Genomic DNA, 14,238 nt, shown 5'->3' with positions numbered 1-14,238 from the left:
CGTATTAATGTTTATTTCTTTCGTGACGAGCTAAAACTTTCGGTTCGATAGAGAGCTGATCTCCGTGTAAAAGAGCCGCGATACCTTCTCTGCGAGCCTTTTCGCATTCGGGGCAATGACACTCTTCTTGGTAATCCGTCGGTTCCGTATAGGTCGTGATAACGCCTTCGTAATTTCTTAATACTACCCGTTTCGGAGATTGGGAAAGAACATAATTAGGCATGACCGGAGTTTTTCCGCCACCTCCGGGAGCGTCCACGACAAAGGTTGGAACGGCATATCCGGAAGTATGGCCGCGTAGATTTTCTATGATCTCGATACCTTTGGATACAGGGGTCCGGAAATGTTCGATACCCATGGAGAGGTCACATTGATAAATGTAATAGGGACGAACACGCATTTTCACCAGTCCGTGCATTAATTTTTTCATCACGTAGGTACAGTCGTTGATACCTCTTAATAATACGGTTTGGTTTCCTAATGGAATTCCGGCATCAGCTAAACGGGCGCATGCTGCTGCAGATTCAGCCGTGATTTCATTCGGGTGGTTAAAATGGGTATTCAACCAGACCGGATGGTATTTTTTCAGCATATTGACCAATTCCGGAGTAATACGCTGAGGGCAAACAACCGGGGTCCGGCTACCGATACGAATAATTTCCACGTGCGGAATAGCTCTTAATTTACTAATAATGTACTCCAGACGATCGTCGCTTACCAAAAGCGCATCTCCTCCTGATAATAAAACATCTCTTACCTGCGGTGTTTTAGCGATATAGTCGATACACTTGTCTATTCTTTCTGTCGGGGAAGCACAGTCGTGTTGACCGGCAAAACGTCTGCGGGTACAATGACGGCAATACATGGAACATTGGTCGGTGATCAGGAATAACACCCGGTCCGGATAACGATGGGTCAGTCCGGGAACAGGAGAATCGCTATCTTCGTGTAAAGGATCTTCCAGGTCGGCAGCGGCTTTATGTAGTTCCAAAACAGAAGGTACGGATTGTTTGCGGATCGGACAGTAAGGATCGTTTTTATCGATTAGACTCAAATAATAAGGAGTGATTGCCATTCTTAACGTCTTTAGTGACTCGCGAATACCCTCTTCCTCCTCCGGGGTTAATTCGAGATATTTCTTTAATTGATCAACAGTCTCGATTCTGTTTTTTACTTGCCATTTCCAGTCATTCCATTGCTCATCGGTAACTTCCGGAAAAAAATCTTTTCGTCTGCTTTCTGACATTACTTTTTTATTTTAATTTTAGTTTGAATCTATATAGTGGATTGAAAAAATTCACTCCTATAATTATTTCACGTACAATTTTTCAAATAATTCCCGGATGCACGCTGATTCCCGGACGATATTCAGGGTTAATTCCGCGTGTCCTTTCGCGTAACCGTTTCCCACGATTAAACTTATATCTTTGCCTACACCCTCGGCACCCAAAGCTGCTTTCGTGAAGCTCGTTGCCATAGAGAAGAAGTAAACACATCCTTGTCCTTTGGTGATTAAAATTGATGTCATTTCGGTCGAGGGAACGTTGACGTTATTGATGGTTACTTCGCATCCTCTCTCGCCGGCGATCTCTGTCACCTTTTTATATACGTCCATCACTTTAGTCGCATCTGCTACAATCACGTGAGTGGCTAAATTCATCTCTTTTATCCGTTGTGCATTTTCTTCGGAAAATTCTACAACAATGACCTTTCCGTAAGGTCCCACGTTTTTCATGGCCTGGTAGCAGCATAGGATACCTGACTTCCCGCCGCCTCCGATAATGCAGACCGTGTCTCCTTCTTTTACAAGACGGGCTACTTGTGCCGGAGCTCCGGCGACATCCAGAAGAGCCAATGCCAGTTTTTCCGGAATATCATGGGGAAGTATGGCATACAACCCGCTTTCAAATAGAATGGCTTCCGCATCAACGTCTACTTGATCGGAGGCCGGATCTAATTTTTTTATCCGGTGAATTTTTAAAGGTGTCAAAGATAAGGAAACAAGAGTAGCTATTTTATCGCCGACCTTCAGGCTCTTATCCGGGAAGTTCGATCCTATCTCTTTCACTGTACCGATAAGCATCCCTCCGGAACCCGTCACCGGGTTCTGCATTTTTCCCCTCTCCTTTACGATCGCTAAAATCATCTCTTCCATACGGGAGGCATCTCCGTTGCAGGCTTGTTTGATCTGCGTGTAACTGGCAGAGTCGATGTTTAAGGTTTGAACGTCAATGAGTACTTCATTGTCGTATATCTCCATCGTGTTGTCTAACTTTATGGCCGGTTGAGGGAGAGTCCCTTCTGGAGAGATCACTCTATGTGTTCCGTATCTGCATCCTTTTTTCATCGAATAATCTGGTTTTTTGAAAAGATACTGTGACCTGCAAGGAATCTTCGTTGCAGATCACAGTAACATTATTTATTAAGCGTAAAGTTCGGTAAAGATTTTTCTTAGAGCTTCACACTCTCTTAACTCTTGAAGAGTGATCTCTGCATGTCCTTTGGTATATCCGTTTCCGACGATCATGGTTACATCGCTACCTACCCCTTCTGCTCCCAAAGCAGCTTTCGTAAAGCTGGTAGCCATAGAGAAGAAGTATACGATACCGGTATTTTTCGTGCAAAGAATACTGGTCATTTCGGTGTCGGTAATGTTTACGTTGTTGATGGTGATATCACACATCTCTCCGTTGGTCAACTCGCTGATTTTTTCCATTACCGGAACCGGTTGGGTGGCGTCGGCTGAGAACACGTAGTCACAGAATCCGAGTTTCTGTAAACGCTCCGTACTTTTTTGACTGTGGCAAAGACCGATTACCTTACCGGTTACTCCGGTGCGTTTTTTAGCCTCGTAGCAGCATAACATACCTGATTTACCACCGGCTCCGATGATTAATACGGTATCTCCCGGTTTTACTAATTTGGCGGTCTGAGCGGGGGCTCCTGCTACATCCAGGGCAGAAAGTGCCAAGTTCTCGGGAAGGTCTGAAGGAATTTTAGCATAAATACCGCTCTCGAATAAAATGGCTTTACCGTCGATATCTACTTGGTCAATATCCGGACGGATATCTTTGATTTTGTCAATGCGAAGCGGGGTTAGGGAAAGAGAAACCAAGGTTGCTATTTTATCTCCCTCTTTCAAATCGATTTTACCTTTCAAAGCATCACCGATCTTCTCCACGGTGCCCAGTAACATACCGCCTGAACCGGTTACCGGATTCCGGTGTTTTCCTTGTTTTTCAACAATGCCCATCATGATTTCGGCAATTTTCTTTTTGTCACCGCCGGCTTGTTCTTCGATCTGCGTGAAGCTGGCAGAGTCGATATTTAAGGTTTGAACATCGATTAAAATCTCGTTGTCGTAGATTTCATCCATGTTGTTGTCAATTTTGTTGGCCGGTTGCGGTAAAACCCCTTTCGGTTCGATCACGCGGTGTGTACCGTATTTATTTCCTTTTTTCTGCATAAAACTTTTATTTTAATGGTTTTAAATTTAAAATTCTTCTTGCTTCTTCCGAAGTCGCGATCTCTCGGCCTAATTCTTTTGCCAAACGAACGACTTTAGCTACTAATTCGCCATTGGATTTGGCGAGCACGCCTTTTTCTAAATAAAGATTGTCTTCAAAACCGACTCTCACGTTACCGCCCATGACAATCGCGGGAGCTGCCAGAGCAAACGCGTGACGACCGATTCCGGTAGCCGTCCAGGTTGAACCCGCGGGAATGGCGTTTACAAGCCAGCAGAGATTCTGTACCGTGGCAGGGGTACATCCGGGAACGCCGAGGACGAAATTGAATTGCATGGGAGCACCGGGAACCTGGCCTTTTTTAGCCATGTTTAATACGGTGTCCAAGTGTCCCATTTCGAAACATTCGTATTCCGGTTTGATGTTGTTCTCTAACATCCTTTTGCCGAAATCTCTCATCATGGGCATGGTGTTTTCAAACACGTCGTCCCCGAAGTTGCAAGTACCGCAATCGAGTGTAGCCATTTCGGGGAATAGTTCCGTCGGTTGAAGACGTTCTTCCGCGGTCATACCTACGGCTCCTCCCGTGGAGGGGATGATAATGACGTCGGGGCATACCTTGTAAATGGCATCAATGCACTCTTTGAAACGTGCCTTGCTCTGGGTAGGAGTACCGTCGTCTTCGCGAACGTGAAGGTGAACAATGGCCGCACCAGCGTCTACAGCAGATTTGGCTTCTCTAACTATTTCTTCTACTGTATAAGGAACGGCGGGATTTTGTTCTTTGGTTACTTCTGCCCCGCAAATGGCTGCAGTGATAATTAATTTTTCCATGAGATTATTGATTTTTGCGTTGATCTTCTTTTTTTACCACGCAGGTTCCGCTTGCGCGACAAACTACGATCGGTTCAGCCAAAACATCCGCTGCCGAAGCAGAGATATCAGGTCTGGCAGCAACTACTTTCTTAGCCTCGAAAACCATTTTTCGGGAAGAGTTTCCTACTTTCACGATCTCTCCGGTAGCTTCGATATAATCTCCGGCATAAACGGGCGCTAAGAACTCCACGTTGTCGTAAGCCACGAACAACCCTTCGTCTCCGTCGTGCATGATTAACAATTCCGTAGCCACATCGCCGAACAAGTGTACCATATGAGCTCCATCCACTAAATTTCCACCGTAATGAGCGTCTTTTGCACTCATTCTTAAACGTATCATTGTCTTTTCCATAACTTCTTTGTTTATTATTTGTTAGAGTAAAAGCGTTTACGCTTTGTCTTGTTTTATTATAAAATCTACCATAATAGCAGGGGTCTTTACGTTTTCTGCCGCAATTGCACCTACTTCAACTAACTCCGCAACTTCGGCGATTACCAAATCGGCAGCAGCAGCCATTAACGGGTTGAAGTTTTGTGAAGTGCCTCTGTAAACAAGGTTTCCGGATTTATCTCCTAAACTTGCACCGATCAAAGCAACGTCAGCGCGTAAAGGTTTTTCCAACAGATACTCTTTCCCGTCTACCCGAATGATCTCTTTTCCCTCTGCTACGATCGTACCCAAGCCTGTCTGGGTTAAAATACCTCCTAAACCGTTGCCTCCGGCACGCACTCTCTCGGCGAGACTTCCTTGGGGACAGAACTCTATCTTCAACTCTCCGCTATTCATTTGTTCACTGGTACACGGGTTTGTCCCAATGTGAGAAACATACAGTTTGCTTACTTGTTTATTGGCAATTAACTGACCTACTCCTCTATCCGGGTATGCCGTGTCGTTGCAAATCAACGTCAAATTTTTAACTCCTGATTTTGCCAATGCATCAACAATTTTGTTGGGGGTTCCGTTGGCCAAAAAACCACCTACCATGATGGTCATACCGTCTTTTACTTTAGATACGGCTTCTTCGATTGAAATGAATTTATCCATAGGAAGCATTTTATATTGTTTTGTTAAATATTTAACACATTCGCATTGATTTGTCAAATTTATATCGTTCTAAGGTATAAATGAAATATTTTCAACAAAATCTTTTGCGAATCCCATTATACAGAATGATTATATTTAATTAAAGATATTTTTCTGCTATTCTCTCTTCTCATCGGCGTTAAAGTTAGTAAATTTATAAACATGAGAATCGATTTTTGTTAAAATATTTTGGAGATTTGTATTGTGGAAGTAGAAAATAACAGGGTTGATTGTTAGTAATTTGAAAATACTATGTTGAGAAGTGGGCAATGGTATTTGAATGTTTTATCGACTTCTCGTGTATAGCCTCTTTGAGGGCTTTTTTCATTATTGAAATGCTGAATTTAGCACTTTAACCCCGTCCCCAAGTGCTATATGCCAAGAAGCCGAGTGCGGTTAACGTATTCCATAACATGTGTAGAGCGATGGCATAACCGAATCCCAAGCGGGTTCTTGTATATCCGAATAGTAAAGCTACAGCAAAAAAGGCAAACAAAAACCTGGTTGGCATATTGAAGTGGTAAATAGCAAAAAGAATTGCCGATAAATAAAAAATGACGGTATAATACTTATTCCATTTACTTTCAAATAAGGCGAGTTGTTTGTTTAATAGACTCATTGTAAAAAAAAGGATAGTCGCAACTGAAAGAATTGAACCGTATAAAGAAAGGACATGCCAGATATAATTTGAATCACAGAGCTCTCTGAATTTATACACGTATAGAAAATAAGAGATATAAAACGAGATGATCAGGCTTAACGAGATTTTGATTTTAGTGAGATTAAATCGACCGAGCGCATAGCGGCAACTAAATTCTTCTATGATAGGACCCAATAGGATCATTTGGAATAGATATAATCCGTTATCCGGATAAATCTGATAGAGAGCCGTGTTGGGTATTATGGGATGACTATAGATAAGGGATTCTGCTATTGCTGTCAGCAAATTCACTACGTAAACGGTCAGTAATAACCATAAAAATATAACGAAGAATAGCTTTATTTTATTCCGGGATTTGTCCTGAATGGGCTCAAAATCGGGTTTCTTTAGAAATTGAATAATGTCGTTGATAGTTTTCATGGTTTTATTTTTTTTATTTGTTAATTATAGATAGATAATAAATTATACCCGTGGAAAAAATGAAATGTGATTTTCTTTTCGTGGTTATAAAATCGGAGAGTTGCGTAGAAATATCAGACTAAAACCAAAGTAATTCTCCGTCTTTTGGATCGAAATATGTAAGACTGAGGTGTTCGCTTCTGTACCAGCTGAATTCGCCATATCTACAATTTTTTACAGTAGCAACGCCATTTCTTACTGCAACATATTGTTTGTTTCCGAAAAAAGAGTTGTAAGGGTATAGTCCGTCTGGTAAATATGTGGGAAAAGATTGGCCGGCATACATAGTGTAACCTCTATATGGAATATCTGGAGAGATTATGGAGCCAAACCCAAAAATGGGCAAAAAAAAGTACTCAAACAATGATGCCACGGTTATACCAACTGTTATGCAAAAAAAGTTAACCATACCTTCGTTAATTCCTTGCCATGTACCGATGATTTTATTCCATAGATAACTTAATTGTCCAGCTACCCATGCATCGTAGTTGCGATCGGGATAAGATTTTGTTATCGGTAATTTTTCGTTAATACTATCTATTCTGGAATTTATTTTATTATTGAACATTTTTATTTGTTCCTGATATTTTAATGATTTAGTAAGTAGGCTAAAAAGGTCTTCACTGATTCTTATATCGGAACCTTTGTTGATTGAGGTTTTGTATACATTATTTTTGTCTTTATAAACATGTTCATTAAAGCGCTTGCTTGCTTTAATAAAAAGCTGTAGATTAGCTTGATAATTTGAATTATTAAAATTAATTTCAATATAATCTGGATATAGATTGTCCATTTTTTGATCTTCAGTACATCTTACTCCGAATAAGCTACAGATAATAATAGCCAGACAAAACATTTTATTTTTCATATTTAATTATTTGGGGAAGGTTAATAATTATTGTATTTGTTGGTTGAATCAGCTTTTTCGTATTGGCAATAAGTTAAATCACGAAGATTTTGTAATCACGTCATGAATTAATTCTTATCCTAAGTTTATAATGTTCCTGTGTATTATAATATCGTTTTTCTTTTTTGGAAAATTGTCATTCAATCAGTATCGATTATTTGGTTGGATATTCCGGTAATGATTTAATTCGTTGATACGGTATTGTTTTTATCTGTGTGTGTTAACATCCGTACTATTGCAATGTGATATGCAAATATAACAGTATATTTTTATATTGCAATAAAGGCGGCTAATATTTTAATGATTGTCGAATAATTGGACTCTTTTTGATGATTCGAGTATTACTTTCTTATTTTGCTGCATCTGCTTACAAGATCGAAAGGTTTGTTTATGAGGAGTTATAAAGGTTATCGATGACTATTTGCAAATAACCAGAGTAATTTCTATCATATAACATATCCGCAGATTAAATAGTTGGCAGATTAGGGAAGTTATATTTGATCGACTCCTCTGACGGATTATCATGTATCCAAAAGATTTTTTGTTAGTTTTGTCTTGTAAATCGTTTTGTAAAATATAGGGTCATTTATCGATTGAGTGAAGGATGAGAGAAGTAATGGTGCAATATTTGCAGCGAAGGCTGCTGGAGTGGTTCGATCGGAATCGACGTTCGTTTCCCTGGCGGGAGCCGGGTGCAACCAAATACCAGCAGATACTCTCCGAGATATTATTACAGCGAACGAAAGCAGAAACCGTTGCGAATTATTTCAATACCTTTTTCTCAAAATATCCGGATTGGGAGGCTTTGTCGAATGCGACTCTGGAAGAGTTGGAGGAGATCATGCGGCCTTTGGGATTGTACCGTCACCGGGCAAAGCGGTTGTATAAGTTGGGACAGGATCTGAAACGAAAACAAGGGAAGTTGCCGGAAGATACCAACCAGTTGGCCGATTCCGGTTTTATCGGACTGTATGTGACAAATGCCTACGAGCTATTTGTTTTGTCGTATCGCAAACCTCTGTTGGATGTGAATATGTCGCGTTTGTTGAAGCGTTATTTTAAACCGGGAGAGTTTATCGATGTGCGTTTGGATAAAGAGATTCAGGATCTGGCCAATGATATTATAGAGGTCCGACGTTGCAAAGAGCTGAATTGGGCTGTACTCGATTATGCCGCTCTGATTTGTCGGAAAAAGAATCCCCTTTGTGAAGAGTGTGTTTTAAATAGGTACTGTACGTTTTATCAACAGGAAAACAGAGAGAGACGATAAAAGATATTCGTTGCAATTCTTGTAAATGAACATTAGTAACGATCGTTATCTGTTTGCTGTTCTCAAATCTTTCCATTCGTAATATGTGGATAGAAGCCTTAAATATCTTGCTTAGTATAATAAAATCATGTGTTAATATAGTATAAAAATGAATCACGTTGTGAGCTAACTGTCACCCTGTTTGATCTTTTATTCGTTTCAGGGGAACTTGAACCTAAATTTTGAAAAGATGATTACAGTTTGGCTTATTGCTTTATATGAATGTAAATTGATTTTACGTCAAAAATTGTGTTGGCTTTTGGCTCTTGGCGTGATTACGGGTATTGCTGTTTTTCAATGGGATTTGCAAGGAAATGAATGTGCATCTTGGGTGAATGCGGCTATACCTTGTAGCATCCCTTTGGTTAACGTCTGGTTATTTAATGTTTCGCAGATTTTTTGGGTGGTCTGGTTAGGGATAGATTGTTGTTGGAGAGATAAAAAGTGCCGGGCGAATGAGGTTTTTTCCGTTCGACCGTTCACGAATGTGACTTATCTTTCCGGGAAGGTGTTAGGGATTGCAATCGTATGCCTCCTGTTGAATCTTATCAGTATTTTGATTACTTTGGGAATCCATTTGCTTGCGGCGAGGGGTGACAACTTTCAGCCGTTATTTTATTTGTTCTATTTCCTGACTTTGACTTTGCCGACGCTGATTTTTATGTTGGGATTTGTCATTTGGCTCTCTCTCCGGGTAAGACTTCATTTCGTATTGTATTTATGGATGACGCTTGTTTTTGTGCTGTTTTATTTTGTCGGAGATGATGGGGGATACAGTCTGTTTGACCCATGGGGACGTGCGGTGACTACGCTATTCTCGGATGTGACGGGAATGGCTCATTTCGAGCTTTATGTTTTTCATCGGTCGATCTATTTCCTATGGGGAGTCGGATTGCTGCTTCTTTCGATTCGGAACATGAAACGATTAACGGAAATCGGGAGGATGCAGAAAATGATTCGGTGGGGAGGGGTATTTTGTCTGATTTCGGGGGTGTTGCTTGGGGGCGGTTACCTGAGATTTCTTATTCGGGACGAGATACGTCGAAATCTATACTTGGAGGTTTATGATCGATACGCGAATAAGCCTTTGGCTCATGTGATTTCTCAGGATTTGTATTTGCAACGAACAGGAGACCGGATAGAGGTGAAAGGTGATTTGTTGTTATCGAACAAGTCAAAAAAGGAGATAAGTAAACCGATACTTTATTTAAATCCTGGCCTGCAGGTTGAAGTATTGACAAGCGACGGAATTCCGGTAAAATTTATTCGTGATCATCAAGTTATTATTTTGGAGCGGACGCTTGCCGCCGGTGATTCGCTTTCCCTGCATATAGCCTATGAAGGGTCAATCGACAACGCGGTTTGTTACCCGGAGATTCCGGTCGAGCGGCATCGGGATTCCCGGATCGAGACGAATGAGACCCTTACCCGGTCCGTTTTGCGGGAAGGAAATGACTATGCCGTCGTGGGGGACGAATTTACTTTCTTATTGCCGGAATGTTTGTGGTATCCGTCGGCTTTTCCCCCGATAAACGTCTCTTCTCCTTTAGCTCTTAATTATGATTATACCCGTTTTTGTTTACGGGTCAGGCCGGAAAAGGAAGAGTTCGTTTTATCGCAAGGTGTAATGAAGCGGGAGGGAAAAGAAGTTGTTTTCGAAAACGAGCGGCCTTTGCCTAAATTGTCTTTATGCATGGGACGCTATCAGAAAAAAGAGATTCGCTTAAACGAGGTAGACATAGAACTTTATTATTTTAAAAATCATGATTATTGGCAAAAAGAGTTTCATCCCCGGAAGGATGAAATGGTTGGGATGCTGGAACGGTTTTTCCCGAGCTTGGGACGTTCGTATCAGGGAGGCTTCCCTTACCGGAAACTTGTGATAGCGGAGGTCCCGCTTACCCTGCGTTCTTATAAACGGGTCGGCCTTCAGGCAGACGAATGGGTACAGCCGGAGATCTTGTTCCTCCCGGAACGAAATTTTAAGGGGCCCTATTTCCCCATGAAACAAATTCAAAAATTTTATGGAGATAACTGGGGAGTATCTTTGGATAAAGAATATTTAAGTATGAATTGTTTTTTCAATCTATCTCCCATGTTTAAAATTTATCCGGGAACCATCGTGTCTGAAAAATACATCGGGATAGGTAATTTGTTGGATGGCATTTTACAGGCTGATAATGCTACTGCATTTATTTCATTGATGTCGGCTAGTGTTGAGGACCAACGGGCTACGAATTATTTTAAGAATAGGAATTTGAATGATTTTTTCACGGATCATACCCTTCCGATGAAAGAAATGCTTTTCTTATTAAGGAAACAATTCGAGCAAATCCGCCGGGATATCTATTGCCGGATTCCCCTGAACGAGTTTCAGCACTTTGTCCGTGATTTTATGGAAAAGCATAGAAATGAGTCTGTTGATTTTCGAGTGTTTGACACGGAGTTCCAGCAATGTTTCCGGCTGAATTTGGATTCTATCATACGGCCTTATTATGAAACTCGGGGTTTGCCTCGATTGTTTGTAAAAGAGATGAAAGTGGAACTGGTGCAGGGGAAAAGGATCGGGAGTTGTAAGGTGTATAATCTTTCTTCCCGGGACGGTATCGTGACTGTTGTCGGTGATGTCGATTTCAGGACTTTTAGAAGTAGTATTCTCTATGACTACTTGATTCCTGCCCGAAGTTGTAAGGAGATCCGAACCCCTATCAATTTTACAAACTATGTAGTGAACACGAATTTAAGTGAAAATATTCCTTGGGCAAATATTCTGTCTTTTGCTCATATTTTGTTGGATTCTGAGGATGTTAGAGTAGGAATGTGGGATGCCGATTCAAATGTTTTTATTCAACCGCCGGAAGGAATTATCGTGGATAACGAGGAGGTCGGGTTTCGTATTCGGCAAAAAGAGATCCGGAGACGTTTAGGAAGAGGGAAGAAGAGCGATAAGGAATACGAGGGGATGTTATTTCAGGGGGCGGATCAGTGGACGTGGTTAACAAGTACTGATTGTTACGGGGTGTTGGTGCGTAGTTGTTGTTGCAAGGTGGCGGAAGGTGGAGATAGTGAGGTAGAATGGAAGGTGGAAATCCCGGAGGCGGGGCGTTATGAAATACAGGCTTATTTGCCGAAGATCAAGACAGATGCGAGCCTCGTACTTTTTGAGAAAGGGACGAAATTGCATTATCGGCTAATCACTAAAAACAGAGAGCAAAAAATCGTCATTTATCCGGGAGAGGAGGAGCCGGGATGGGTGTCGTTGGGGTATTATGATTTACCGAAAGGAGAATGTAGATTAGTGTTAAACGATAAGGGTGGGACACCGTTAAGTCAAAATGAAAAAGTATTAGGTGAATCCTACCAGTATATCGTTGCCGATGCCGTGAGGTGGTTACCGATCGATAAGTAAAAATAGGCGTAATAAATAAATGTATAACTTAAAATACAGATTATGAAATTAATAGCAATTGTTATATTCATTCTTATGAGTGTGTTAGGAATGAATATGGAAAGTAAAGCTGCAGTTGTTGAAGGATTTACTGTAAAAATCAAAGTAATTGATCCTTATGGAGAGCCTCTTAAATACGAACTTGTGACGTTTGCAACACAGACAAAGCCGGATCTGGAGACAAGAACTGCATTGGTGATGACGGATGAAAATGGAATTGCCAGGGGATATTTTCCAGTAAGTTTTGCTCCCTGTAAGATTGTGTGTTTTGTCTGCATTAAGATATATGGTGAAAATTATGTGGGAGTTGTTACGATAGTGCTCGACGATATAGCAGAAGTACCAAAACTGATTGTAGAAACTATACGGTTAACGCGACCTCCAAGTGCCATTCTTATTACGGGTAAAATGAAATCAATGGGAATTGCCGTATTAGAAGATAAGCGAAAGGTGGAATTTATATAAATCTCTTTTGCCTGTTTTTATAAAAAAAATCTCTCTTACCTGTTTAGATAAGAGAGATTTTTCTTTATAGCAAACGTCTTATTTAATCACGTTCAGTTTTTTACCGATTTTAATAAAGGCGGCCAAAGCTCGATCCAATTGTTCGTGCGTATGAGCGGCGGACAGTTGGATACGGATACGGGCTTGTCCTTTCGGTACGACCGGATAATAGAAACCGGTAACGTAGATGTTCTCTTTCTGTAATTCTGCAGCGAATTCCTGAGAAAGAACTGCATCGTAAAGCATCAAAGCGCATATAGCGGACTCGGACGGTTTCAGGTCGAATCCGGCTTCCGTTAATTTGGCCCGGAAATAATTCGCGTTATCCATCACTTTGTCTCTTAACTCGGTGCTCTTGCTCAGCATATCGAATACGGCGATAGAGGCACCGCAGATTGCCGGAGATAAAGAGTTGGAGAATAGATAAGGTCTGGAACGTTGACGCAACATGTCGATAATCTCTTTTTTACCGGTGGTATATCCTCCCATGGCACCGCCCAAAGCTTTACCGAGGGTTCCGGTGAAAATATCTACCCGGTCCATGCAATGATGGTGTTCGGCAGAACCGCGGCCCGTTTTGCCGATAAATCCGGCCGCGTGGCTGTCGTCAACCATAACCAAAGCGTTATATTTTTCAGCTAAATCGCAGATTTCGTTCATTTTAGCGATGTCTCCATCCATGGAGAAAACACCGTCGGTAACGATGATGCGGTAGCGTTGTGCTTGCGAGATCTTCAATTGTTCTTCCAGATCAGCCATGTTGGCGTGTTTATATCTGTAGCGAACGGCTTTACACAGGCGAACGCCATCAATAATAGAGGCATGGTTCAACTCGTCGGAGATAATGGCATCCTCTTGCCCGAACAAGGGTTCGAATACACCGCCGTTAGCGTCGAAACAAGCCGCGTAAAGAATAGTGTCTTCGGTGCCGAAGAATTTGGAGATTTTGGCTTCCAGTTCCTTGTGAATATCTTGAGTCCCACAGATAAAACGAACAGATGACATTCCGTATCCGTGACTGTCTAAAGCCTTTTTCGCTCCTTCGATTACGGCAGGATGAGACGAGAGCCCCAAATAGTTGTTTGCGCAAAAATTTAATACTGTCTCACCTGTGGCAAGTTTGATTTCTGCACCTTGCGGTGTAACGATAATTCTTTCGCTTTTGTATAAACCGGCATCTTTTATGGACTGGATTTCAGTCTTTAAAAAGTCTTGAAATTTTCCGTACATATAGCTAAATTTTTTGTTTGTTTTAATGACCCCAAAAGTAATTAATTTTTGATTATTATCTACTTAAAAATAAATAATCGTGTTTTATTTCAATCCTGGGACTTAGATGTTTTTTTATCGTGTGCTTGCTATAAACGAGTGATTATCTTTTACATGAGAAGTATGATGTTTTGAATTGTTTCTTTAAAAAAAACTAAAAGATGAAATGATATGAATTTTTATCTTTGATACGGGAAAAGATGAGTGTTTATAAGGATAATAATAAATTTGAGATTTAAATTATTTTTTATTAA

General features: G+C 41.0%; 12 protein-coding genes. 3 read left to right on the top strand and 9 right to left on the bottom strand.

The features are described 5' to 3' along the window. Positions 1–4 precede the first annotated feature (4 nt). The 8 genes from kamA to DMB45_RS11395 form a co-directional block, all read right to left on the bottom strand. On the bottom strand, positions 5–1,246 hold the full coding sequence (kamA, locus tag DMB45_RS11430; RefSeq protein ID WP_041502663.1) for a lysine 2,3-aminomutase: 1,242 nt from the start codon (positions 1,244–1,246) through the stop codon (positions 5–7). Positions 1,247–1,309: 63 nt separating this feature from the next. Next, positions 1,310–2,347, bottom strand: coding sequence for an L-erythro-3,5-diaminohexanoate dehydrogenase (gene kdd, locus DMB45_RS11425; RefSeq protein WP_041502664.1), 1,038 nt, complete (start codon positions 2,345–2,347; stop codon positions 1,310–1,312). A gap of 75 nt (positions 2,348–2,422) precedes the next feature. Continuing rightward, positions 2,423–3,466, bottom strand: a complete 1,044-nt coding sequence (kdd, locus tag DMB45_RS11420; RefSeq protein WP_110688780.1) for an L-erythro-3,5-diaminohexanoate dehydrogenase — start codon at positions 3,464–3,466, stop codon at positions 2,423–2,425. 7 nt (positions 3,467–3,473) lie between these two features. Continuing rightward, the gene (gene kce, locus DMB45_RS11415; protein WP_110688779.1) at positions 3,474–4,301 is read right to left on the bottom strand and encodes a 3-keto-5-aminohexanoate cleavage enzyme; all 828 of its coding nucleotides are present in this window, start codon (positions 4,299–4,301) and stop codon (positions 3,474–3,476) included. 4 nt (positions 4,302–4,305) lie between these two features. Next, a complete protein-coding gene (gene kal / locus DMB45_RS11410) occupies positions 4,306–4,695 on the bottom strand; it encodes a 3-aminobutyryl-CoA ammonia lyase (RefSeq protein WP_041502667.1) in 390 nt (129 codons plus the stop codon). 36 nt (positions 4,696–4,731) lie between these two features. Next, the gene (locus DMB45_RS11405; protein WP_041502715.1) at positions 4,732–5,388 is read right to left on the bottom strand and encodes a CoA transferase subunit A; all 657 of its coding nucleotides are present in this window, start codon (positions 5,386–5,388) and stop codon (positions 4,732–4,734) included. A 391-nt stretch (positions 5,389–5,779) separates the two neighbouring features. Then, positions 5,780–6,508: a CPBP family intramembrane glutamic endopeptidase gene (locus DMB45_RS11400; RefSeq protein ID WP_041502668.1), complete on the bottom strand. Its 729-nt coding sequence runs from the start codon at positions 6,506–6,508 to the stop codon at positions 5,780–5,782. Between the two features lie 118 nt (positions 6,509–6,626). Further along, a complete protein-coding gene (locus DMB45_RS11395; protein WP_041505033.1) occupies positions 6,627–7,415 on the bottom strand; it encodes a hypothetical protein in 789 nt (262 codons plus the stop codon). 643 nt (positions 7,416–8,058) lie between these two features. On the opposite strand from DMB45_RS11395, the gene DMB45_RS11390 reads away from it, so the two are divergent. The 3 genes from DMB45_RS11390 (at position 8,059) to DMB45_RS11380 (ending at position 12,676) form a co-directional block, all read left to right on the top strand. Beyond that, positions 8,059–8,724: an HhH-GPD family protein gene (locus DMB45_RS11390; RefSeq protein WP_052649378.1), complete on the top strand. Its 666-nt coding sequence runs from the start codon at positions 8,059–8,061 to the stop codon at positions 8,722–8,724. Positions 8,725–8,953: 229 nt separating this feature from the next. Further along, the gene (locus tag DMB45_RS11385; RefSeq protein ID WP_110688778.1) at positions 8,954–12,172 is read left to right on the top strand and encodes a M1 aminopeptidase family protein; all 3,219 of its coding nucleotides are present in this window, start codon (positions 8,954–8,956) and stop codon (positions 12,170–12,172) included. A 42-nt stretch (positions 12,173–12,214) separates the two neighbouring features. Further along, positions 12,215–12,676: an Ig-like domain-containing protein gene (locus DMB45_RS11380; RefSeq protein WP_041505035.1), complete on the top strand. Its 462-nt coding sequence runs from the start codon at positions 12,215–12,217 to the stop codon at positions 12,674–12,676. A 78-nt stretch (positions 12,677–12,754) separates the two neighbouring features. Here the strand turns inward: DMB45_RS11380 and kbl are convergent, their stop codons facing one another. Next, positions 12,755–13,945, bottom strand: a complete 1,191-nt coding sequence (kbl, locus tag DMB45_RS11375; protein WP_110688776.1) for a glycine C-acetyltransferase — start codon at positions 13,943–13,945, stop codon at positions 12,755–12,757. Between the last annotated feature and the right edge of the window lie 293 nt (positions 13,946–14,238).

It is taken from the genome of Sanguibacteroides justesenii (genome assembly GCF_003204205.1).
GTDB lineage: Bacteria > Bacteroidota > Bacteroidia > Bacteroidales > Marinifilaceae > Gabonibacter > Gabonibacter massiliensis.
This window is presented reverse-complemented; position numbering and strand designations above follow the sequence as displayed.